The organism is Allomuricauda sp. MMSF_3307 (genome assembly GCF_030733585.1).
In the GTDB taxonomy this organism is placed as follows: domain Bacteria; phylum Bacteroidota; class Bacteroidia; order Flavobacteriales; family Flavobacteriaceae; genus Flagellimonas.
This window is the reverse complement of the sequence record NZ_JASHIQ010000006.1, coordinates 1-25428: the sequence shown is the minus strand read 5'-3', so window position 1 is coordinate 25428 and position 25428 is coordinate 1. Positions and strand designations below refer to the sequence as shown.

Here is a 25428-nt window from a genome sequence, read left to right as displayed (position 1 = left end):
AATTTGCTGTCCTTTATCAATGAAAACCCAATATTATGCATGAGTACCGGTTCGTTAGTTCTGGAACATTATAGAATAGTTGTTATTAATAGCATAATCTAGCCTTAGTTAAAAAAAGCGCTCTTAATGATAACATCAAGAGCGCTTTTATCTGTGAATACCAAACCTTCAATTCTATTTAAAGCTTTGTAAATGTCAAAGAAGCCTCGTATGCTGCCCCACATCCACCTGAAGGATTGAAATCTTCTATCACAATAGTAAATGAAGAATCATCATTTACATCATATTCCACGTTTGCAATTCCGGTCTGTCCTATACTAGTTCCATCACATCCTAAACTCCCGGAAGTAATTGCACCTGAAAAGTTCTGTATCTCGCCACAGATCAAGTCAAATGTAAACTCATACGAAGATTCAAATCCTCCCGGATCATAACTGAAAGCAATAGTCCTCGAAGTCATGGATGGAGCTTCAACAGTTACGGTGGGCTGGGTAAATGCGTCTCCAATTCCAAACGGGGCGGAACCAGTGGTTTGGGTAATGGAATATTCCCCTTCAAAGTATCCATCTGGGACAAAACAAACTACGTTCGCATTGTAAAGAAACGGCGAGCTGAAGAATGACCCTGTCAATGTCCCTGTGTTATCTTCAAAGGAATATCTTCTTCCATCCGTAAGAACCAATTCAAAGCGAACAGTGAATGTGTCGCCACCAAAAAATGCGTCTCCTGGTAATCCGAGGGCTGACTGCAATTCTTCGAACCCAGCGGAGAATGTAAAACGGGGGAATCCAAACTCGCCAGTAACACCCTCAGAAGCTGGTATTGTCTCAAGTAATACTTCGGCCTTGCTGTCGGCACCACCGGAAGTATTGTCGCGGAAGCCCACGTACACTTCAATTTCAGAAAGAAGCCCACCGTCTTCAGTATCTTGAACTTCCACCGTTGTAGAAAAACCCCCATCTATAAGGACCTGATTGTTCAAGTCGAAAATGATTTCGTTCTGGTCAATGGACACGGTTCTCAAGATAGCACCCCTTTCGGTGCCGTCGACCACCTGATCAACGACCATATCGCTGTCCTCGCAAGATGTGACCAACAGTGCTGATCCTGCGAATAGTATAGTTATATATTTAAACCAATTTTTCATATTATATCTTTTAAATTTTTAGTTGGCAGGTGGAAAAGTTGGACTTGCCGGATTGGTATCCCAGAATACCTGCTGCGTCATTGTTTGTTTCTGCGTAAGCGAAGGATTGGTAATCACCTCGTTCTGCGGGTACAGGAAAGTTCTTGGGAACGGTCCTGGATCCAGTTCCCAGTTTGGCAGAACGGTAGTGGGATATCCTGTTTTCCTATAGTAATTATAGGCCTCGGTAGCACCACCGTACAAAGTAACAAAGTACTGTTCTGCAAAGATGTTCTCCTTGTCATCCCCGGAGGCCGCATTGAAATCTGCTACTATGCCATCAATATATTGGGTAACTGAAGTTTCATTGGGCTCAAAGGACAAATCTGCATTACCGTCCAAAGATCCAAAGGATTGTACCTTGGCAATGGATTTTTCGAGTCCACTTTCCAAGAAACTAGCGCGATCGGCATCGTTGGCGGCCATCATTCCCCTCCAGAAATCCACGTAGGACGATAGGATAATGGGCTCTATACCGGCACCGGCACCACCTCTTCCCAGACCAACAGTTCCAAAACTGTTGTCATCGAACCTACCCGCTGCAGGATATACCCCAACGGCAGTTCTGAAAAAGTTGTCTGGAGGGGTTCCCTCATCGTTTCCGTGCGATCTGCCCCAATAACCATTAGGTACACTACAGTATGTGAAACCACCGTCCAGATAATGCTGGGGCGGAACCGCCAAGGAACAAACCAACGTCTCTTCGTTGGCTGGTGCGTCAGCTCCTGGAGTAGCATCAGTCTGCCTGTAGAAATAGTAACGGATACGGGGATCATCATTGTTCAACATCAACTCCATCAACCAGTTGGACTGATAAATGCCTGCTCCTGATGGCGTATAGTCTTGAGCGTAGTCGGGATGACGTGTATCGGGCTGCAGTTCGCTGGCCCCGTACTGGAACTCAAAATCGTCATCTGCGGTAGCGATGAAATTACCTCCAGCAATAACGGCATTGAAATTGGCCGCATCATCTGTGGTCATATATGCCTTCAACCTTATGGTGTTCACCAATTTCAACCACTTGGTGGTGTCTCCACCGTAAAAAAGATCGGTGGCCCCAAGGGACAAAGGTTCTCCAGAAAGTAGCGCTTCGGCCTCGTCCAACAACCCTAAAGCTGCAGCATAAACGGATGCACCATCATCCAAGGCGGGTGCGGGAAATTCATCAGGGTTTCCAAATTGGCTAAAAGCCGCCTCGCCCAAATAATCCACTAAGAGCATCAACATATGCGCTTGAAGCGTTTTGGCCACTCCCACATGGAACGAATAATCGGTATCGCTTTCAGCATCAATGCTTTCCAAGGTGTTAATGTTGGTAAACATTCCAATGGAAATTGATCCATCAATGGGATCATTGGCATCGCTTAAACCACTACTGTACGTTCGCGCCCATATTTGATTGAAAGTGTCCCCTGGATAGTTGTTGAAATAATCCCTACCGAACATATAATCGATACGGGTGAGTTCTGCTCCCAGATCGCTGATGTCATCCATATTGGAGGCATAGGCCAACTGTATGGAATTTAACAAGAGGTTGGGGGCTGCCTGATCGGCAGCAAGATCGTTTGGACTTACCCTTAAGTCCAGATCGGTCGTTTCACAGGCGGTGAATGTGAGGCCCGCGAACAAAACCATTGAAATATGTTTTAAGTATTTTTTCATAATGCTATATCATTAACAATTTTTATTAGAACGATGCCCTTACGGTGAATCCATACCTACGCTGCGATGGTCCGTTCAAGAAGTCGAAACCACGGCCGTTTCCGATACCGATACCGGCCACATTGGGATCAAAGTTCGCTCCGTCAGGAGTGTTGTAGGCATCATACCATAAATTGAATCCCTGTGCGGTAAGCGTTAGTGCTCCAAATGGCGTTTTGTCCAAGAACTTCTTGGGGAAGGAGTAGGACAAGGACACTTCCTGCAAACGGATTACGGATGCATCATAGACCTTCAACTCCGCTGGACCGAACAACAAGTTGTTGAAATAGTACGTAGAGTTGTTGATCTGCCTATTATTGGGCTCCCCAGTTGTCTGGTTCACACCTGGCAATATATAGGTGTTTTCCCTGTCCAGGGTCTCTGTGATCAGACCACGTCCCAATAGGGAGGCAATGGTGCTCGACATGACGTCCCCACCTTTCACATGCTGGATTTGGAAACCAAGGCTCCAGTTCTTATAAGAAAGGTTGTTGAAGAAGTTCATAGTGTAATCTGGAATCGCATCCCCAATGATTGGCACATTGCCCTCATTGTCCTGCTCCACGATGACGTAGTTACCACCGTTGTTTACTTGAAAATTACCATCTGCATCACGACCTACGGCAGTACCCACAATGGTACCCAAGGACTCTCCTTTAATGGCAGCGTTCGCACCCACGAACAGTGCGGTACTTCCAGCGTAGAAAATGATATCCTCTTCCTGCTCCTCAACGACTTCCTCATTGGCGAAGAAGTTCATTCTTGAGTTCCAATTGAAACCATCCTGACCACCTCTAAAGATGTCTATGCCCAAATCGGCCTCGATACCTTTATTGCTGATCTGTCCGATGTTGGACTGGGTCAAGGTAAATCCTGTGGATGGAGGAAGTGGTTGGCTTACGATTAAGTCATCCGTTCTTCTGTCATAGTAAGTGAAATCAAAAGAAACCCTATTTTGCCAGAAGCGTGACTCGATACCCACCTCGAACTCTTTCAAAAGCTCTGGTTTAAGGTCTGGATTTGCCCTAAAGTTGTCCACCTGGTTGGTCGTGATCTCACCACCTTCACCGAAAACTTGGGTAGTCTGCTCTACCACGCTCACTGTTGGGTAACCCGTTGGGAAGTTGGCAGAAGTTGCGTAACCGGCTCTCAGTTTCAAGTAGTTCAGACCGTTTTCGGACTGTAGACCGCTGAAGGCCGCTGTAGGCAAGAAAGAGACACTTACCCCAGGATAGGTCAAGCTTCTATTTTCGGTCACCAAGTTGGATACCCAATCCGTTCTGGTATTCAAGTTCAGGAACAACATGTTGTCGTAATCAAAGGACACCTGGCCCAATAGTCCCACAATGTTTCTCTTTTGTGAGAACTGGATGGGCAACTGGTTTTCGTAGTTGAAGTGTCTCTTAATACCGAACACGATCTGTCCCGTACTGGCAACCCCCTGTCTATCAAAGAAATCGGAACGGGCATTGGCACCGGCGATAAAGGTCACACCGATCTTTTCGGAAATATCGTAGTTACCGTTTAGAGCAACATAGTGGTCCCAAATCGTATTGTTATTGTCGTACGTGTTTAAGAACCCGAAAATAGCATCGGTAAATTCAACCCCGCCTCTGTTGGAGGAGTTCACGTTTCTTTCGTTATAGTAATCAAGACCGGTCCTCCAGGTCAACCCTAGGTTCTCATTGATCTCGTAGTTCAAGGAAGCATTGAAGTTGAACCTGTTGGTCAAGTTGTTATAGGTAACATTCTTGGCCACCCATCGTGGGTTGATGATATCGTTACCGTTACGGTAATAAATACTGGAACCGTCCTCGGGCTGCTCAAAAGGCAGTCCCATCAGGTCCACACTTCGCGGTGTCCACAAAATGTTAGAAAACACCGAAAGGCCCAAAGTACCGTTACCCCTACTGGCAGCAACAGGAGGTGATTTTACATCACTCCTTGCATAGTTGGCTGTAGCTTGGACCGTAAATTTGTTGGAAAGCTTGGATTTTCCTCCAACGGAAAAGTTAAAACGGTTAAGGGAGTTACCTGGGGTAAATCCTTCCTCGTCCAAATAACCGATGTTAGCATTGAAGGTAGTGTTCCCGTCCTCTGAAGCTCCTGCAATGTTCACGGAAGTGTTCAAAGTTCTACCTGGACGCATGAATTCTTCAACGGAATTGTAAGGTTTCCAATCGTACCTTTGGTTGGCAAACTGCTGTGCCAAGGCACTTGTACCTGTATTGGGTCCATCAGGGTTCAAGAATGCAGAAGATGCATAAGGGTGCAACAAGGTGCCCTGGTCATCAATAGCAGGCTGATTTCCCCAACCGGAAACACCATCACGATCGAAACTTGGCCCCCAATTACTGAAGAACCACCCGAAGGATTGGTCAAAACCGTTTCCGTATTGGGATTGGTAATCAGGCATGGATGCGAACTCGTTGGAGAAAAAGGATTGGCTCACGGTAATTTCCGTTTTCTTTGGGCCTGGCTCTCCAGCTCCTGCTTTTGTTGTAATCAGGATAACCCCGTTCCGTCCCAACGTACCGTATAAGGTGGTCGCGGCAAGACCCTTCAACACTTCCACATTGGCGATGTTGTTGGGATCCAAGTCCAAGAAACGTGAAGGAGCAGGATTACCATCCAAGAAGTCATCTGTTGAATTACCGTCGATACTTCCTGGTGAGTTATTATCATTACTGAAAGGCACTCCATCAACAATGAAAAGCGCCTGGTTACTGCCGCTAAAGGAACTGAAACCCCTAATGGTTACGTTGGTACCAGAACCAGAGGTTCCACCTGCTGAGGTAATCTGGACACCTGCAGCCTTGCCATTAAGAACCCTGGCAACATCCCCTTCGGACCGGTTTTGGATTTGATCAGCTCCAACAGAGGTCACTGAATATCCTAGTGCTTTTTTCTCCCGTTTGATACCTTGGGCGGTAACAACCACCTCTTCCAGGGCCTGAGCATCTTCTTCCATTTGAACGTTGATAACACTGCTGGCACCGACCAATCTCCGTTCAACTTTTTGGCCAATATAGGTGAACAACAAGGTCTGGCCCTGACTTACCATGATGGCGTAATTTCCATCAAAGTCTGTTTGGGTACCTGTGGAGGTACCTTCAACCACAATGTTGACCCCAGGTAAGGGTAGACCTGCCGAGTCCGTTACATTACCTGTAATGTTTTTTTCCTGCCCAAATGTTTGCCCACTTATAGCAACTACAAACAAAAGAGACAGAAGTCTGAGTTTCTGTTTCATAAATTTTGAGGTTTTAGTTAGAAATAAACAATTGAGAAAGGAGGGCGGAAGAACACCGTTTTTTGGCTAATTCAAAAAATCAATAAATGAAAACAAAACTAAATGGATTGTTATTCTGTGATTTTTAGTAAGGCTTCTCACCACCCTACCTTTACAATTGCACCACAAAGAATGGGATGTTTAACTTGGATTATTCAATGTTTTATCGGATGTGCCATAAAAACCGATAATTTGTTGTAAAAAGATAAAACAAGCCCTCTTGTTTAATTTCGAGTATAAAACGTTATTAAGTTTTACTTGAAGATATGCCCTGTTCAATTATATACTTGACGGGCTCATTTTAGACTCATGTGGAGAAATTCCAATTTCATAAAAATTATTTCAGTCTATCAATGACATATTAAAAACCGGCTTCAAATACTCAATAATTCTTCGCAAAAAGAGATGGACCATCCGCCTCACCCCAATTTAACTATTCATGATTTTCCTATTGGGTATGGGTTAACAATCAAGTATCAAAATACATGACAGCCAACATCTCTATACGACTTCGGCATTCGCTTTCTCAAATTCGGAATGCTAAGGGTATCCAATAGCATTTTCGACTCAAGCTAATCAGTCATTTTAGAGAAAGGTGAATCAACCTCTCATTAAAGCAATGGACTAATCAGTCATGGATGAAATAGATGGCAATGCCACTAGTCCAAAATATTATTAGAACTCCTCTATTAGCGGTTATGTGTTGTTTTCAAGACTGTAAGATTAAAAATATGGTAGTAGTTAATCAATTCTTTTCCTTTTTTTTGTGCTATAACCTAACGCTATCATTGCTAGTGTTTTCAATAATGTAAGTGGGAAAGGTACATATGTTGACCCAACAGCCGTTTAATTGATTTCCTTAGGGATAAGGACGCTTATTTTTATAAAATTGGGCTCTTTATGTTTTCACAAGGAGTTTGAATACACGAACTTGCCTGATTGGGTCTTTAAAAAAGTTATTGTGAGTTTTGTGGATATATGAATGGCTAATAAAAGAAATTTCATTTCTGTCCATCACTTGTTATTTGATATCAAGATAAAGCTGGATTATACTCACCTTATCAAATATATTTAAACCATATGCTGGCTTATATCCTTACCCTTTTTATTGGTAAATAAGTGTTAGAAAAGGTTATTTTTGAAAATTCCTGTTAGCGCAAGACACCTCACTTTTAAATTAGACCAACCCAAAAGGCAAAAAAATTGTTGTAAAACAGTATCAAGTTTATTCTTTATAGATGCTTAAGAACGTTCTAAAACTTTCAATCATATTTTCATTGCATTGTTTCGTTTGGTCACAAGAGGAACACAAGGAAGACATTTATTATACGGACTCTATTAGAAAATATTTTTTTTCTGATAGTGTCAAGACTAAAGTTTTCATCAATGCTTACATCTCCGAATCCATCAATGAAGGTAACCCGAAAAATCTGTGGGAGGGTTACCATAACTTAACATCATACTATTATAGATTCAACGATACGTTAAAAGTCGTTGAATATACCGATACACTTTTCTCAGTGGCAAAAACCAACAATCTCAAAGTAGAATTGCTGAAAAGTTACCATTTGAAAAACAACTACCTAAGGATGTTGAATGGCTTGGACGATCCAAGAATAATTGAGAATATTTTTAACGCTTTGGAAATTGCCCAAGAAATAGGAAGTAAAATATGGCAATGTAAATACTATAACGACATTGCAGAATATTATAAATTAACCAGAGATTTTGACAATGCACTTGACTTTTACAAGAAAAATCTATTGATGTTAAAAGGCATCATAAAAACACCGGATTATAATGCATATAAGGAATGGGGAGGCAATTATGAGAACACTTGTCTGGATGTAGCCGATATTTATATTCAGGTAAATAGAATAGACGCTGCCAAGACGTATAATCAAATGGCTAAATCTGTCTTGGACACAATTGAGGGAGGGTATTCGGATGTTTCCAGATACAGATATATGGTCAATGAACTGGAAATAAATCTTCTTGAAAATGACATTGAATCTGCAAATAAAAGGTTGCTCATTATTCAAGATTCCATTCCTGAGGTGTTTAAAAGGCCTTTTCGAGAATATGCGAAATTATATCTCCAGGGTCTTGTGAGCTACCACGAGGGTAATTTCAAAAAAGCCATTGCTTCCTTTGAGTCCATAGATACTGTAAGGATTAAGAACAATGAACGCTTAGGTCTGTTCCACAATGACTTATATAAGTATTTATATAAATCCCATCTTCAATTGGGTAACTCAAAAAAATCTGATTATTACTTTGATTTACATATGGAATCCCTTAACGGACAAATGGATTTAAACAATTCGGTCAATTTGAATCTTAAGAATACTGAATTGGCCAAGTATAACGAGGAGGTCAGTGTACTTAGTGAGCAAAGGGCCGAACAGCGTTTTTATTTGATAGCGTTCATTTCTGGGTCCTTGATTTCTTTTATTGGTGTTATCCTCTTTTTCAAGAAAAGACAAAAAAAAAAATTAAATAGGCTTGTAGCTGAGATTAAGAGTCAGAGGCAAGTGGTAAAGCGGGAAAAGATTGCATTAAACATACATGATGAAGAAATAAAAAGGATAATTAAAAGACTCCATAAGCTGGAGGAAAAAGAGTATTATTTAAGAATTGATTGTACGGCTATCAATCTTGCCAAGAAACTGAAAACCAACACAACGTATTTATCTAAAATCATAAACGTCCATTATCAAAAAAATTTTACGACTTATATCAATGATTTAAGAATTGATTATGTTCTTGAAAGACTACAAAATGATTCACAATTAAGAAAATACTCAATCCAAGGTATAGCGAATGAAATAGGATTCAAAAGTAAGGAGTCCTTTAATGCCGCGTTCAAAAAAAGAACCGGAGTACTTCCTTCTGCTTTAATTAAAGAGCTCAAAAAAACAACCGATTATCAAAGAATCTAGATTTATTGTATCCTTTCCCAAAAAATAGATACCATTAATTATAATTTTATGAATTTTAGGAATATTCTAAGAAAAGTAAGGCTACAAAAGGTTCATCACTCCCGATAAAGAATAACAGCTAACCTTTTTATGGGCCCAACAAATTATCTCGAAGAATTACTATTTGCTAAATACAAATAATTGTAGAATTTAACATAATAATGATGAAAGCACGCAAAGTTTTTCAACAAGTATTCATGTTTAGTTTGATCATACTTTCCTTTTCATGCAACAAAGATGAAACAGTTAATGAACCTCCAACCAATTATGATCAGTTAACTAATTTGCAACGAGATTTTGTGAATGAATATATTTTTTCCACCTTCAACTTATCTCCAACCTCAAATGGCAACTCACTTAGCACAAAATGGCAAAATGAAATTAAGGTATTCATTGAAGGTGAAATTTCCAGCGATCTTCAATTAAGGATAGAGAACTATCTTGAAGAACTGAACACTCTGATTACCGATGGAGCAAGTATTCTACCTGTTGAAAATCTTAACCAGTCCAATGTACATATAATATTAGGTCCGCCATCATCAATTGAACAAATATGGCCCGATATGTACAACTTGGTTGTTGACACCAACTTTGAAGGATATGCACTATATAATTGGAGTTCAAATAATTATATCACTAGAGGGCGTGTATGGCTGGGTAGACCAAATAGAAGTCTCTTTATCCATGAACTAGGTCATATTCTAGGACTGGGTCATGCATCAAATTCTTATTGCGACAATGGAAATATTAGCTTCATGTGTTCCGTGGCCAGAGCGGAAGAATTGAATTCTTTTGACAAAGAAACTATTAAAACCCTTTATCACCCAGGTACCCTGGTAGGATTATCACAAACAGAAATGAGAAATTGGATTGAGGAATATGTTTTAAAAAATTCAATCCTGGAATGAAAAAACATTTAAAGAGAAGTTCAACTCAATGAAAACAGAACGGGTTACTTTGATAAATACATGATACGGACTTCCTATAAATAGAACTACTTATATTTCCAAAATTTCATCATAGTTGTGCCTTAAAATCCCCAGCTACCAAATCGAAATCCAGAAAAAAGCGAGCGAAACCAAGTTTCGCGCTGCAAGCGTCCCAAAACTTACCAAACTAATACTACTGAGCGAGGCAATCCTGTCTTTCTATTGAAAACATGCTGTTCATCCTTTAAGGTAATCCAAAGGCTTGTTTGCTTCACGTCTATATCGTTCCAACAGCCCTTCCGTTATTTCAAGCTTCAGATAGCTCTTTCCAAAGTTTCCCTTGACCACCTTTACCTTTTCAAGGACATCCTTTAAATCCGCTTGGAGCGAGGCCGCCTTTTCCTCCAACCGATCATACTTGATTCTGGGGACAGTGACCTCTCCATCAAACACCGGGTACGGCTTTGGTGGATTCCTTTCGATCATTTCGTCAAGAAAATCATCCCCATCATCTTCATTGTCCAATTCCTGGTCAAACAAAGCCTGCATCATGCCAATGGTGGGCAGGGTCTGGTTCTTTTCAATATCCCTAATGATCGCAATGACCGCATCCGTCCGTTTCCTGTTTTTAATGATCTCTTGACCAATGCTTTTTTCAAACCGTTCCGATGGCAAAAAGCCATGCCACTCAAAAAAGTCCATGATCATATCCAAGGTATGCGAATAACTCTTGCCCACTTTTCTTGAAAAGACCTTAAATCTGGAAAGTGTCCTTTTCTTTATCCGTACTGCTCTAAAATCGTCCATAATACTTGGTTTAAAGGGCTCAATTGTTACAATTTTGTTCAATGTTTATAGGCACTCCAAGCAATTTTGCAACAACCAACACCATAGTTCCTAAAATCAATGCTTTGCAAAACCCCTTATAAACAGGGCTTTTCCGAAGGAAAATGAATCATAGCGCCGCTTTAGCGCGCTATCCTCTTGCTTTTCAACTTAGTGTCGCCAAGGCGACGCTAAATAGAAAACTTTTGCCAAAGCAGGTTGTAGATTGCGCCCTATCAGTTTTTTGCTCAACCCTTATCTTCTCGAACACTACAAAAACCCGATAGGAACCAAGCGCAAAAGTCTGGGTAAGATTGGGACTAAAAATCTTCGATAGTTTTGGCACCTGGATCTTTGTAATGAGTTCTCTTGGTTAAAAGACGGAGTTACCAAACTTCTCGCTATCATCAATTGAATCTGAGAATTTTGATTCTAGAATTGATTCCAAACCACTCATATCCTCACTGATTTTTTTATCCAAGACCCGCGCATAAATCTGAGTCGTGGCCAATTCTGAATGTCCCAATATTTTGGAAACAGTTTCAATAGGAACCCCGTTGCTTAATGTAATGGTAGTAGCGAACGTATGCCTGGCCATATGGAAAGTTATGTGTTTATTGATATGGCATGCATCCGCAATCTCTTTCAGATAGCTATTTAATTTTTGATTGGAAATCTTTGGGAATAATTTATCTGTGCGTCTTTTCGGATGATAGTGATATCTCTTCACAATCGACAATACTGGTCCCATTAAAGGCAGCTTGAAGCTGTTCTTGGTCTTTTGTCTTTTTGTACTTATCCAATGCTTTCCATCGATACCCAATACGAGATTGTCCTCATTTAGGTTCATTATATCACAATAGGCAATGCCCGTGTAGCAACTAAAAACAAATAAGTCTTTTACAATTCGTAACCGTTCAATTTTGGTTTGGAAATCCTGAATTTTTCGTAATTCTTCCAAGGTCAAAAAATCCCTTTCCTTTTTCTCCATCCTAATCTTAAATTTTTGAAAGGGATATTTTTCTATCCATTCATTGTTTACAGCCATTCTGACCATCTTTCTCAAACGTTGGATATGCTTCATTGCTCCGTTGTTCGAAAGTCTACCATGATGGTGAATAGGGTGTAGTTTTCGCAAGTAGGTCTCGAAACCTACAACAAACTGATGGTTGAGCTGTGACAATCTGTAATCATCACTTTTATAGTGCTTCTTCAGATATCCCAATAAATACTTCTGGGTGGTTTTATAATGGCTCAGGGTCGCTTTACCTAGATTATGTGCGCCATGGAGGTTATGGTATTCAAATAGGGACGTTAACGTCATTTGGTTCTCATCCTCCCCAAAATACTTCGCCTTGACCATTTGCGGCGTAATGTGGGTTGTTTTGGATCGTAATTCACGATAGCACTGAAAAAGTTCGGTTTCGACCTCCATCAGATAGGCGTTGATTTCTTGCGCTTCCGTTGTGCGCCCCAGAACCCTCGATCCTTTTCGGTCCCAACTTTCTGCAGGAATGGTGTATTTAAGGCTCATGTTAACTCGTTGTGAATCAACGGTAATACGTGCATAAATCTTCGCGGTTCCGTCATTCCTCCGGGCGGTGCTTATCCAAAAACTGATTGAAAATGTAGACCGAGTTCTCATAGGTTTTGTGTTAAATTGAACGAAAATCACCTACGAAAGTCAAATACTAAGTTGCTGTAATATAGTAATTTACAGGCTTATTCGGTTAACACTTTTCACAAAAAAATTTACTAACCGAATTGCAAACCAAAACATATCAAATCAAACCAATTTAAATAAAGGCCCAAAACGTCAAAACCTTGCAAATCAATAAGATATGCAAGGTTTTGTTTTTATTTAAACTCTAAAAGTGGGCGCTGAGGGATTCGAACCCCCGACCCCCTCGGTGTAAACGAGGTGCTCTGAACCAACTGAGCTAAGCGCCCATTCAATTTGCTAAATGGGAGTGCAAATATAACACAGTTTTTGATTTAAAAAATAAAAAGATGAAAAAAAATCACACTACTTCAGCCACCACAAAAGTACTTCCCCCAACGTAGATCATGTCCTGTTCGTTAGCATTTTTCAATGCCTTCTTCAAACCCTTGTTTACCGACTTGCAAACCTTCCCCTTAAGTCCTTGTTCTTCTGCTAGTTCCCTTAGTTGGGCGGCTTCCATACCGCGAGGGATGGATGGCTTTACAAAGTAATAGTGGGCATCTTTTGGAAAAAGGGTCAGTACCGACCTTATATCCTTGTCCTTCACAAAACCTAATACCACATGGAGTTTTTCAAAAGACTGTTTTTCCACCTGTTTCAGGACCAATTGCAGTCCTTCCTTGTTATGGGCCGTATCACAAACCACTAAAGGATGCTGTTGCAACACCTGCCATCTCCCCATGAGCCCGGTGTTCTTTACCACATTTTGTAAGCCTTTTGAAATGGCCGCTTCCGGAACTTCAAAATTTTTCAGTTGATGGATACAGGCAACGACCCCATTAATGTTCCTTTGCTGATAATCGCCCAACAAATCCGTTTGGTACCCGAGGACTGGTTCCGCATCGGCAAACACAATATTGGATTTGAGCTGATGGGCAATCAGGTTAAAGATCATTTTGGTCTCAGCTTGGGTTTCGCTGATTACCACGGGAACATTTGATTTAATCACCCCAGCCTTTTCCAACGCAATTTTTTCCAAGGTATCCCCCAAAAACTGAGTGTGGTCCATTCCTATGTTGGTAATGAGCGCCACTTCGGGCGTAATGATATTGGTAGAGTCCAAACGGCCGCCCAACCCGACCTCAATTACTGCAATGTCCACCTTTTCCTCTTCAAAATAGCTGAACGCCATCCCAACGGTCATTTCAAAAAACGACAGCTTGTTGTATTCAAAAAAGGATCGGTACTTCGCTATAAACCCCTTTACAAATTTTTTACTGACTACCTCTCCATCGATTTTAATACGTTCCCTAAAATCCTTGAGGTGGGGCGAAGTATAAAGTCCGACCTTGTAGCCTGCCTCCTGAAGAATGGACGCCAACATATGGCTACTGGAACCCTTTCCATTGGTACCCGCCACATGGATACTCTTGAATTTATCCTGCGGATTTTCCAACACATTACAAAAATGGATAATGTTGTCCAGCTTTGCGTTCAAGGCTACTGCACCTTTTTGCTGGTACATCGGAAGCTGTCCGAACATCCAGTCCAACGTCTCCTTATAGGTCACTACTGTCCCAATTTAAAGTTGACGACCACAAATCCGATTTGCTGGGCCGGTGCATTCGCATCGGAATTCCAACGATGAAGAAGCGCCGTTTTACGGGCAGGTTCCAAAAGGCATGGCGCATTATTGGTGGTCCCCTTTACTCCCGGCTGAGCTTGGATTACCTTTCCATTTCTATCCACCACAATCCTTACCACTACTCTACCTTCCTCATTGCATTCCTGTTGTACTTTTCCTTGGTTGGCCAACGATCGACCATTAAGGCCGTAACCACCAGTACCACTACCGCTTCCAGGTGCACCGTAGTACGAAGTGGCGTATGGGTCGCCATCAGGCTGGCCTTTATCCCCAGCTTTGTCATCGTCACCTTCACCGCCTGTTGTGGTTCCTTCCGATTTTCCAATTCCCCCGATCAAAGCATCCACGCTTTTCTTTTTGGCCTCCTGTTCTTGTCGTTTGCGTTCCTCGGCTTCCCGTTTTTCACGGGCAATACGTTCCGCTTCTGCCTTGGCTTTTTTGGCCTCTTCTTCAGCTTTTCGCTGTGCTTCCTCTCGTTGTTTTATTTTGATGGTCTCCTCATCGTTGCTGGTAAGTACCTCTTCCACGGGTGCTTCTTCCACAACCGTTTGCTCAGGCTGCACAGGCTCTACTTGCTCTTGAGGCTCCTCAGGCTGCCTTTCCACTTCCCTGGGTTCGGAACGTACTCTTTCCGTGGGCTGCACCTCACCACTTCCAAATTCCATGGTACCGAAATTAACAGCGATACCATTTTCAATGGGTGGGTCGAGATAGGTCAGTCCAATATAAAAAAGCAATAGCAGCAATGCGCTCAACAAAAGTGTAGTGAGCGTAAAGGATTTTTTCTTGTGTCTCGTATCTAAAAAGGACATTATTTTGGCCGCACTGCCAAGATAACCTTATAACTGTTCCTGTTGGCAATATCCATAACGTTGACCGCTTCTTTGATGGCCACGTTTTCTTCTGCCCTTAGGATGATGGTAGGCTTTTCTTGACCTTCAAGTGCCTTTTTTAATTCAATTTCAATGTATTCTTTGTTGATCTGCTCGTTGTTCACAAAATATTGCAGGTCTTTATTGATGGTCACCGAAACATTCTGTGTATTGGTCGATTTGCCCTTTGCCTTTGGCAACAACAAATCCAACGCATTTGGAGCATTGGAGGTCAGCATGAAAAATACCAACAACAGGAACACAATGTCCGTCATGGACGACATGCTGAATTCAGGGCTTATCTTATTTCTTCCCTTTAGTTTCATGGCAGAGGGTTTATATGGGTTCGTTCAACAAATCCAGGAACTCCACCGCATTGGCTTCCATTTGGTGCACTACCTTGTCGGTTCGATTCACCAAGTGGTTATAGCCGATATAGGCGATGATACCCACGATAAGACCTGCTACTGTGGTGGTCATGGCGGTGTAAATACCAGATGCTAGAGAGCCCATTTCGGCTTGTCCTCCGCTACTTGCCATCTCGTGAAACGCCAAGATCATACCGATAACGGTTCCCAAGAAACCGATCATGGGTGCAGCACCTGCCACGGTGGCCAGAACACTCACATTCTTTTCGAGTTTGTACACCTCAAGGGTACCTGCATTTTCGATAGAGGTGTTGATGTCGTCCAAAGGCTTGCCTATTCGCGCAACCCCTTTTTCGATGAGTCGCGCTACGGGAGAATCCGTTTGGGCACACAACAAGGTGGCAGCTTCCAGTTTACCATTGCTGATATGGTCGCGAATCTGGTTCATGAAATTCTTATCTATCTTAGAGGCCGCCTTTATGGCAAAAATCCGTTCAAAATAGATGTACATAGCAACAAAAAGAAGAACAAAAAGCACCATGATAATGATAACGCTTCCTGTTCCCCCATTTACGATAAGGTCGATTACGGACAAGGTTTTTTCCTCGGAAATTGAAGCAGCTGCTTCAGCACCTTCCGTTACTTCTTGAAAAATATTCATATAAAATCCCCAATTTATTATGCAAGTATAACGGAGATTTTTGAACTAAAGTATCTTTTAGAACAAATATCGCATACCCATGTAGCAAATTGCTCCAGCGATAAAACCTACAAAGGCCAACCACGATATTTTTTTGAGGTACCAGAAGAAATCAATTTTCTCCATTCCCATAGCAACAACGCCAGCCGCAGAACCGATGATCAACATACTTCCACCTGTTCCAGCGGAGTAAGCGATAAAATGCCACAGTTGATCATCCATGGGTTCGGAGAACATTCCCAAACTTGCTGCCACCAAAGGTACGTTGTCAATAATGGCGGATCCGACACCTAATAGAATTACCACTAAATCGGACACCCGTGTTCCAGCCATTTCCGTTCCCATTAAAGGCATACCTTGCTTCAATCCTTCGGCGAAGTTGAACAGAAGCCCCAAGGACTCCAAGGCAGCAACTGCCATCAAAATACCCAAGAAGAACAAAATACTAGGCAATTCAATTTTGGTCAACGCGCTATGTACCGGACTGTGGGAGGCGTGGGCATCGCTTTCTTGATCCAAACTGGAAATAGCGATTTTCTTATTACTGTAGATTTCTGCAAATGTTGCGACTACAGCCAAAGATAACATCATTCCTACATAGGGCGGCAAGTGGGTCACGGTTTTAAAAATGGGTACAAAAACGATCGCCCCAAGACCCAAATAGAGCATTCTAGGTCCAAATTTTGATTGAGCGCCATCTTCTTCTTCCATATCTATCTCTCCTTTAAAGGCGGGCAAAAAGGAGGCGATGAAAGATGGGATGAGCATACAGACCAATGATGGTATTAACAAATGTTCGATGAGCATGGCCGTAGAAACTTTATCCCCGATCCACAGCATGGTCGTGGTAACATCACCGATGGGCGACCACGCACCACCAGCATTAGCGGCAATAATGATTAGACCGGCGTACCAGATTCGCACTTCCCTGTCCTTCACTATCTTTTGAAGAATGGAAATAAGCACGATGGTCGCAGTAAGGTTGTCTATAATAGCAGAAAGGATAAAAGCCAAGAAAGAGAAAATCCAAAGAATTTTTTTCTTGCTCCTTGTTTTTACAAATGATTTTATGGTAGCGAACCCGTCAAAGTAATCAATGATTTCAACAATGGTCATGGCACCCAACAGGAACACCAAAATTTCGGAAGTCTTTCCCAAATGGTGCAAAAGGGTCTCCTCCATCAATTCCATTTTCTCTTCGTGACCAAAGGCTCCAAAGTTTTCCAACAGGGAGTGGTTACCAGAATCGAACCACGTACTGAAGCCGTCTATCCCGAAAGCCATCAACGCCCACAAGATGGCCATCATGGCCAAAGCAGGAATCAATTTGTCTATTTTTAAATTATGTTCGAGGGTAATTGCCAAATATCCAATTACAAAAATGACAACTAAAAGGGTTTCCATGTTAAGTTTGGTTTAATTAAGGAATTATGTTTTGAGCAGTTATCTGTGCGGCTAAAGATATTCAAAATGAATTTTTCCGCATAATCTAATTGGTATAAAAATATCTAAAACCGAAGATCCTGAACTCAAAACGTTTTCTTAAAATTCAAAAATTCGCATTTATCGACATCAATCCATAGAAATTTGATACCGGAAGATTATATTTGTAGGTAGTTTTTAAATATTATTCAGTTTTATGGATTTTACACTTTCCGAAGAACAGTTAATGATACAACAGGCGGCCAAAGATTTTGCCCAAAACGAACTTTTGCCAGGGGTCATCGAACGCGACGAAACCCAGACATTTCCTTGGGAACTTGTTCAAAAAATGGGAGAACTCGGCTTTATGGGGATGATGGTGAATGAGAAATATGGAGGAAGCGGCCTTGGAACCCTTTCCTATGTCTTGGCCATGGAAGAACTATCCAAGATTGATGCCTCCGCCTCTGTAATGGTGTCGGTAAACAATTCTTTGGTTTGCTGGGGACTCGAAACCTATGGAACTGAGGAACAAAAACAAAAATATTTGACCCGCTTAGCCACTGGAGAAATCATCGGAGCATTCTGTCTATCGGAGCCTGAAGCGGGAAGTGATGCCACATCACAAAAAACAACGGCCATTGACAAGGGAGACCATTATATACTAAACGGAACCAAAAACTGGATCACCAACGGCAACATAGCCGAAGTCTACTTGGTTATCGCCCAAACGGACCGGGACAAGGGACATCGTGGTATAAATGCCCTGATTGTTGAGAAAGGCATGGAAGGTTTTGATATCGGCCCCAAGGAAAACAAATTGGGAATCCGAGGCAGCGATACCCACTCTCTTATGTTCAATGATGTTAAAGTACCCAAGGAAAACCGCATCGGAGAAGACGGCTTTGGCTTTAAGTTTGCCATGAAAACCTTGGCCGGAGGACGAATAGGTATTGCCGCACAAGCCCTTGGAATTGCGGCGGGAGCCTACGAATTGGCCCTAAAATATGCCAAAGAACGGAAAGCATTTGGTACTGAAATTGCCAATCACCAGGCCATTGCCTTTAAACTGGCAGACATGCATACCAAAATTCAGGCGGCCCGCCATTTGGTGTATCAATCCGCTTGGGACAAAGACAATGGGAACGATTATACGCTTTCTGGTGCAATGGCCAAGCTTTATGCTTCTGAAGTTGCCATGGAAACCGCTATCGAAGCCGTACAGATACACGGAGGTAATGGCTACGTAAAGGATTACCATGTAGAGCGATTGATGCGTGACGCAAAAATAACCCAGATATACGAAGGCACTTCTGAAATACAGAAAATTGTTATTTCCAGAAGCATCATAGCCGATTAAAAATCAGTACCCCCTCCCAAAAGAGGGGGTTGTTTTTTATCAACACTACCCATTCGTCAACTCGACCCTATTTTTTGACTGACATCTTCCTTAAAATTCTAAAAAAGAACCATACCCCCATCACAACGAAAAGGGAAGACCTTCATTTGAACGGCGAATTTGAGAGAATGATAATTTAACTTTCCTATATTTCCTAAATTGAATTTTTTTTAACCTTTATGAAATAACGTTGATTATTTATCTGATAATCAACCAAAACCTTATTGTTTCTTCATTGATTTTGATATTTTTGAGCAAATACGTTAATGATGGGATTGAAGAAACAAGGTTTATATCTACCAGAATTTGAACATGACAATTGCGGTGCGGGCTTTATTTGTAGCCTAAAGGGCATCAAATCGAATGACATCATACATAAGGCCCTAGAGATTCTCGATAAATTGGAACACCGTGGGGCTGTAAGCGCAGATGGTAAAACTGGTGATGGTGCAGGTATTCTTATCGATATCCCCCATGCCTTTTTTAAGGATGCGTGTGCATTTGACCTACCCGAAGCTGGGGAATATGCCGTAGGAAACGTATTTCTACCACAAAAAGAAAACCAGCGCGATTTCTGCATCAAAGTTTTTGAGGAAAACATCGCCAAACAAGGGCTTCAACTGTTAGGATGGCGACACGTACCCGTCAATCGTTCCGTTCCCGGAAGAATTGCCGCGGAAACCGAGCCCTACGTGATGCAAGTCTTTGTTGGAAAAAGTGAGGATTTGGATGAATTCCAATTTAATCTCAAACTTTTCATTGCACGGAAAATCACCGAGCATACCATTATAAATAGTAAACTGTCGGAAAGTGAATTTTTCTACCTTCCCAGTTTATCCACAAAAATCATCATTTTTAAAGGACTACTGGTTCCCAAGGACATCAGCAGGTATTACGAAGACCTGTTGGACCCAAGGGTTGTGACCCGATTGGCTTTGGTGCACCAACGATTTTCCACCAACACCTTCCCAAACTGGGATTTGGCACAACCTTTTAGATATATGTGCCACAATGGAGAAATCAACACCCTACGGGGAAATGTCTCACGCATGCGCTCCCGTGAGGAATTGATGGAAAGTGAATGGTTCGGTGAGGACATCAAAAAGATTCTTCCCGTGGTGCTGCCCGGAAAATCCGATTCCGCCAGCATGGACATGGTGGTGGAGTTATTGTTGATGACAGGGCGTTCATTACCGGAGGTGATGATGATGCTCGTACCAGAAGCATGGGAGAAGAACCCAGATATGTCCGAGGCCAAGCGCGCCTTTTACGAATATAACTCCTGCCTGATGGAGCCATGGGACGGACCCGCTTCCATTCCATTTACCGATGGCAACTACATCGGTGCGGTACTGGATAGAAACGGTCTTCGTCCATCAAGATACTCCGTGACCAAAAAAGGTTATGTCATCATGTCTTCAGAAACAGGGGTGGTAGAGCTCGAGCCAGAAGATATTGAATTCCATGGAAGGTTGGAGCCAGGTAAAATGTTCTTGGTAAACATGGAAGAAGGCAGAATCGTGAACGATGAAGAAATCAAGGAGCGTATTGCCAAAAAACATCCGTATAAAAAATGGCTGAAGGACAATTTGGTGCATTTGAAAGATATCCCATATAATGATTGTCCCGTATTCTTCGGCGAATTTCCGCTTAAAACCAGAAGAACTGCTTTTGGCTATACCCAAGAGGATATCAACACCATTATAATGCCAATGGCCGAAAATGGGAAAGAACCCATAGGCTCCATGGGGTCGGATACACCCATTGCCGTGTTGTCCGAACGTCCTCAATTGATCTACAATTACTTTAAGCAACTCTTTGCCCAGGTAACCAATCCGCCTTTAGATGGTATTCGTGAGGAATTGATTACCGATATTAGCCTGACCTTGGGGAGCGACCATAATATTTTCGACTTTTCGGAACTGCATTGCCGTAAATTGAAAATCCAGAACCCGGTGATCTCCAAGGAAGATTTGGATAAAATCAAAAACTACGATGCCAGTCCCGACTACAAAGTAGTCTCCATTCCCATGCTATATGAAATCCAAAAAGGACACAATGGATTGGAAGAAGCACTGGATAACATCCTACAACAAGCCATACAGGCCATTGATGATGACGCCAACATTATTATACTATCGGATAGAATGGTCAGCACCGAAATGGCAGCGATTCCTGCCCTTTTGGCTTGTTCGCATGTGAACAGCGGACTGCGTAAGTTTGGCAAACGCTCCAAATTGAGCATCATTATTGAATCGGCCGAGCCTCGGGAAGTTCACCACTTCGCACTCCTTTTTGGTTTTGGTGCAAGTGCCATCAATCCTTACTTGGTCAACGAGATTATTGGGGAACAAATTGAAGAGAACAATATCACCGATTACACTTTTGAGGAAGCCGTCAAAAATTACAACAAGGCCGTAGGTAAGGGTATCCTAAAGGTGATGAACAAAATTGGTATCTCTACCCTTAACTCATACCGCGGTTCCCAATTGTTCGAGTGTATTGGGATCAACACCACCGTGGTGGACAAATATTTCCCCAATACCCCTACCCGAATCCAGGGAATCGGACTGTACGAAATAGAGAAAGAAGTTACCAAACGCCATAAAAAAGCATTCCTATCGCAGGATATAGCAGCCAATCTAGATCTTGAGGTGGGCGGAGAGTACCGTTGGAGAAGAAATGGTGAGAAGCACATGTTCAATCCATTAAGTGTCGCCATGCTTCAAAAATCGGTACGCAACAACGAGCCGGAAACTTATAAGGAGTATTCCAAATTGGTCAATGAGCAATCCAAAAACCTAATGACCATCCGTGGACTGTTCGATTTTTCGAACTACGACCCCATTCCCATTGAAGAAGTGGAGCCTTGGACGGAAATCGTCAAAAGGTTCAAAACGGGGGCGATGTCCTACGGAAGTATTAGTCAAGAAGCACATGAAAATCTTGCGGTTGCCATGAACCGGATTGGAGGAAAGAGCAATTCAGGTGAAGGTGGGGAGGATTCGGCTCGTTTCTATAAAAGTCAAACCGGCGACTGGAAGAACAGTGCCATAAAACAAGTGGCGTCGGGTCGATTTGGGGTCACCTCCAACTATTTGACAAGCGCCCAGGAAATCCAGATAAAAATGGCCCAAGGGGCCAAACCAGGTGAGGGTGGGCAATTGCCCGGACCAAAAGTCAATCCGGCGATTGCCAAAACACGAAATTCAACCCCTTACGTAGGATTGATTTCCCCTCCCCCGCACCACGACATTTATTCCATTGAAGATTTGTCACAATTGATCTACGACCTAAAATCTGCCAACCGGGATGCACGTATCAACGTCAAATTGGTTTCAGAAGTAGGTGTAGGTACGGTAGCAGCCGGGGTTGCCAAGGCGAAGGCCGATGTCATACTCATTTCCGGATTCGATGGAGGTACCGGGGCATCGCCATTGACTTCCTTAAAGCACGCTGGCTTACCTTGGGAACTAGGAATTGCCGAAGCGCAGCAGACCTTGGTGCTGAACGATTTGCGAAACAGGGTGGTTTTGGAATGTGACGGACAATTAAAAACGGGAAGGGATGTGGCCATCGCCTGCTTGTTGGGAGCTGAAGAATTTGGATTTGCCACAGCGCCCCTCGTAGCTTCGGGCTGTATTATGATGCGTGTTTGCCACTTAAATACCTGCCCCGTAGGAATTGCAACCCAGAACCCTGAGCTGCGTAAAAAGTTTGAAGGCAAGCCAGAACACGTGGTCAACTATATGTACTTCGTAGCTCAAGAATTGCGTGAGATCATGGCCAAACTAGGCTTTAGGACCTTGAACGAGATGGTGGGCCAAGTGCAAAAGCTGGACCGTAAAAAAGCCATTGAACATTACAAGGCCGCTGGAATTGACCTTACTCCCATTCTGTACCGCATCGACGTCCCCGAGGAAACAAAACTGTACAATACAGAAAAGCAGGTACACGACATCAGTAAATCCATAGAGTTTGATATTATTGGAAAGGCGCACCCTGCTCTTTTCCGTAAGGAGAAAACCACATTGGATTTCCCCATCAAAAATACAGATAGGGCCGTTGGTGCCATTATCAGCAATGAAATCTCAAAAATCTATGGGGAGGAAGGATTACCGGAAAACACCCTGAAACTGAATTTTACCGGTTCTGCCGGCCAGAGCTTCGGTGCCTTTGCCACCAAAGGACTTACCATGGTGGTTAATGGAAATACCAACGACTATCTTGGGAAAGGACTTTCTGGAGCAAAATTGGTCATTAAAGTTCCGTTCAAATCAACCATAAAACCCGAAGAAAATGTAATCACTGGAAACGTAACCCTTTACGGTGCCACCTCGGGCGAGGCATACATCAACGGTAAAGCGGGAGAACGTTTCTGTGTGAGAAACTCCGGGGCCAAAGCGGTCGTGGAAGGAATCGGTGACCACGGTTGCGAATATATGACGGGTGGTGTTGCTGTGATCTTAGGTTCCGTAGGAAGAAATTTTGGTGCCGGAATGAGCGGTGGAATTGCTTATGTATTTGATAAAGACAATTCCTTTAGAAGTAACTGCAACGGAGATCACTTGAATCTGCTTCCGGTTGATGAGGATAACGATATCCAACAACTGAAGGACCTAATAGAGAACCATTACAATGCGACCTTGAGTCCATTGGCACAGCGTATTCTTGAAGATTGGGAAAATTGCCTTCCTAAGTTCATAAAAGTGTTCCCGGAAGAATTCCGACAAGCACTGATACGATTGGAAGAAGAAAAATTGCAAACCTTATAATTGGAGACATGGGAAAGATTACAGGATTTATGGAATTTGACAGAAAGGATGAAGCATATGCCCCTGTCGAAGAACGCATCAAAAACTATAAGGAGTTTACCAAACCGCTAAAAGAGTCCGAATTAAAAGATCAGGGGGCTCGCTGCATGGATTGTGGTATCCCATTTTGCCATAGTGGCTGTCCGCTGGGAAACCTTATCCCCGATTTTAACGACGCCGTTTATAAAGGCAAATGGCAGCAAGCTGCTGAGATACTGCACTCAACCAATAATTTCCCGGAATTCACCGGTAGGTTGTGTCCCGCTCCCTGTGAAGAATCGTGCGTATTGGGCATCAATGAAGACCCGGTATCCATTGAGAATATCGAAAAGAACATTGTAGAGACCGCATTCAAAAACGGTTGGGTTAAACCCATTATCCCTGTAAAACGAACGGACAAAAAAGTGGCCGTAGTAGGTTCTGGACCGGCAGGATTGGCGGCAGCACAACAATTGAACCGCGCAGGTCATAATGTTACTGTATTCGAAAGGGATGAGAAACCGGGCGGCCTGCTCCGCTATGGGATTCCTGATTTTAAAATGGAGAAAAGTATTATCGACCGACGATTGGAAATCATGGAACAAGAAGGCATCGAATTCAAAACAGGCATTCATGTCGGTGTGGATGTTACGGCCGAACAACTTCAACAAGATTTTGATTCCATTGTTCTTTGTGGTGGGGCCACGGTAAGGCGCAACCTTCCCATTCCCGGCTCCGATGCCAAGGGAGTGGTACAAGCCATGGATTTTTTACCACAAAACAATCGAAAAGTGGACGGAATACCGTATCAAGGAGAAGAAATCTCGGCAAAAGACAAAAAAGTCATCGTAATTGGTGGTGGTGACACAGGTTCGGATTGTATCGGAACTTCCATTAGACAAGGTGCCATTTCTGTGACCAATTTTGAAATTATGCCGAAAGGAACTACCGAACGGCCAAAGGGACAGCCTTGGCCCTTTTGGCCAATGCGTTTACGAACAAGTTCGTCGCACAAAGAAGGAGCTGACCGTGTATTTAGCATTTCTACCAAAAGATTCAATACCGATAATGATGGCAATTTGAAAAGCTTGGTAACTGCGGAAGTGGAATGGATCAAGCAACCAGGTCAAAGACCGGTATTAAAAGAAGTAGAAGGCACAGAAAAAGAATGGGAGTGCGATTTGGTGCTATTGGCTTTGGGCTTCACAGGTTCTGAAACCACCATAGCCGACCAACTTCATCTTGAAATGGATGCACGAACCAATATTAAAGCTTCTGCGGCAGATTATAAAACCAATGTTCCTGGCGTATTTGTGGCCGGTGACCAAAGAAGAGGGCAATCCTTAATTGTTTGGGCCATCTCTGAGGGAAGGCAAGCGGCTCACTACGTGGACAAATACCTTATGGGAACATCCGATTTACCGTTAAAAGGGGAAGGTGATTTACCCCGAGTGTAAAAACTCACATAAATCTCAACTAAACTTGCTAACTCCTCAAGGCCTTGTGCTGCGAGGAGTTTTTTTATGGGCTGATAACGGTCCCTTGTTGGATCTAAATGCTAAGAATCCAAAAACAAAAAAAGCCCCTCACGTTGTGTGAGGGGCTTCAAGGAAGGCGGCGACCTACTCTCCCACCTGGTGTGGCAGTACCAT

The 25428-nt window shown here is 42.7% G+C and carries 16 protein-coding genes and 1 tRNA gene; 5 read left to right on the top strand and 12 right to left on the bottom strand.

The window, feature by feature from the left end:
- Window positions 1–178 precede the first annotated feature (178 nt).
- The 3 genes from RBB12_RS14185 to RBB12_RS14175 are packed head-to-tail and all read right to left on the bottom strand — an operon-like array spanning window position 179 to window position 6140.
- Window positions 179–1147: a hypothetical protein gene (locus tag RBB12_RS14185; RefSeq protein WP_306014654.1), complete on the bottom strand. Its 969-nt coding sequence runs from the start codon at window positions 1145–1147 to the stop codon at window positions 179–181.
- Window positions 1148–1165: 18 nt separating this feature from the next.
- Complete coding sequence (locus RBB12_RS14180; RefSeq protein ID WP_306014655.1) at window positions 1166–2821, bottom strand: SusD/RagB family nutrient-binding outer membrane lipoprotein; 1656 nt, start codon at window positions 2819–2821, stop codon at window positions 1166–1168.
- 52 nt (window positions 2822–2873) lie between these two features.
- On the bottom strand, window positions 2874–6140 hold the full coding sequence (locus RBB12_RS14175) for a SusC/RagA family TonB-linked outer membrane protein (RefSeq protein ID WP_306014656.1): 3267 nt from the start codon (window positions 6138–6140) through the stop codon (window positions 2874–2876).
- Window positions 6141–7417: 1277 nt separating this feature from the next.
- Between RBB12_RS14175 and RBB12_RS14170 the strand changes: the two genes are divergently transcribed.
- Both RBB12_RS14170 and RBB12_RS14165 read left to right on the top strand, forming a co-directional pair.
- Window positions 7418–9121 carry an AraC family transcriptional regulator gene (locus RBB12_RS14170; protein WP_306026681.1) on the top strand — a complete coding sequence of 568 codons (1704 nt, stop codon included), beginning with the start codon at window positions 7418–7420 and terminating at the stop codon, window positions 9119–9121.
- Between the two features lie 203 nt (window positions 9122–9324).
- Window positions 9325–10068 (top strand): hypothetical protein, encoded by a 744-nt coding sequence (locus RBB12_RS14165; RefSeq protein WP_306014658.1) that lies wholly within the window; start codon window positions 9325–9327, stop codon window positions 10066–10068.
- Between the two features lie 258 nt (window positions 10069–10326).
- On the opposite strand, the gene RBB12_RS14160 is transcribed toward RBB12_RS14165, so the two are convergent.
- The 9 genes from RBB12_RS14160 to nhaD form a co-directional block, all read right to left on the bottom strand.
- Window positions 10327–10896, bottom strand: coding sequence for a BfmA/BtgA family mobilization protein (locus RBB12_RS14160; protein WP_306014659.1), 570 nt, complete (start codon window positions 10894–10896; stop codon window positions 10327–10329).
- 19 nt (window positions 10897–10915) lie between these two features.
- On the bottom strand, window positions 10916–11041 hold the full coding sequence (locus tag RBB12_RS16135; protein WP_409557914.1) for a hypothetical protein: 126 nt from the start codon (window positions 11039–11041) through the stop codon (window positions 10916–10918).
- A gap of 246 nt (window positions 11042–11287) precedes the next feature.
- The gene (locus RBB12_RS14155) at window positions 11288–12559 is read right to left on the bottom strand and encodes a site-specific integrase (protein ID WP_306014660.1); all 1272 of its coding nucleotides are present in this window, start codon (window positions 12557–12559) and stop codon (window positions 11288–11290) included.
- A gap of 230 nt (window positions 12560–12789) precedes the next feature.
- A tRNA-Val gene (locus RBB12_RS14150) sits at window positions 12790–12864 on the bottom strand.
- Window positions 12865–12935: 71 nt separating this feature from the next.
- Complete coding sequence (locus RBB12_RS14145; RefSeq protein ID WP_306014661.1) at window positions 12936–14147, bottom strand: bifunctional folylpolyglutamate synthase/dihydrofolate synthase; 1212 nt, start codon at window positions 14145–14147, stop codon at window positions 12936–12938.
- On the bottom strand, window positions 14147–15034 hold the full coding sequence (locus tag RBB12_RS14140; RefSeq protein WP_306014662.1) for an energy transducer TonB: 888 nt from the start codon (window positions 15032–15034) through the stop codon (window positions 14147–14149). The genes RBB12_RS14145 and RBB12_RS14140 overlap by 1 nt, the downstream gene beginning before the upstream one ends.
- Entirely contained in the window at window positions 15034–15420 is a 387-nt protein-coding gene (locus RBB12_RS14135) for an ExbD/TolR family protein (RefSeq protein ID WP_127140660.1), read from the bottom strand. Before RBB12_RS14135 ends, RBB12_RS14140 begins: the two co-directional genes overlap by 1 nt.
- 10 nt (window positions 15421–15430) lie before the next feature.
- On the bottom strand, window positions 15431–16123 hold the full coding sequence (locus RBB12_RS14130; protein WP_127140661.1) for a MotA/TolQ/ExbB proton channel family protein: 693 nt from the start codon (window positions 16121–16123) through the stop codon (window positions 15431–15433).
- A gap of 57 nt (window positions 16124–16180) precedes the next feature.
- Window positions 16181–17566: a sodium:proton antiporter NhaD gene (gene nhaD / locus RBB12_RS14125; RefSeq protein WP_306014663.1), complete on the bottom strand. Its 1386-nt coding sequence runs from the start codon at window positions 17564–17566 to the stop codon at window positions 16181–16183.
- Window positions 17567–17801: 235 nt separating this feature from the next.
- On the opposite strand from nhaD, the gene RBB12_RS14120 reads away from it, so the two are divergent.
- The 3 genes from RBB12_RS14120 (at window position 17802) to RBB12_RS14110 (ending at window position 25233) form a co-directional block, all read left to right on the top strand.
- Window positions 17802–18944, top strand: a complete 1143-nt coding sequence (locus RBB12_RS14120; RefSeq protein WP_179384554.1) for an acyl-CoA dehydrogenase — start codon at window positions 17802–17804, stop codon at window positions 18942–18944.
- 308 nt (window positions 18945–19252) lie between these two features.
- On the top strand, window positions 19253–23758 hold the full coding sequence (gene gltB, locus RBB12_RS14115) for a glutamate synthase large subunit (RefSeq protein ID WP_306014664.1): 4506 nt from the start codon (window positions 19253–19255) through the stop codon (window positions 23756–23758).
- Window positions 23759–23766: 8 nt separating this feature from the next.
- Window positions 23767–25233, top strand: a complete 1467-nt coding sequence (locus RBB12_RS14110; RefSeq protein WP_306014665.1) for a glutamate synthase subunit beta — start codon at window positions 23767–23769, stop codon at window positions 25231–25233.
- Window positions 25234–25428 lie beyond the last annotated feature (195 nt).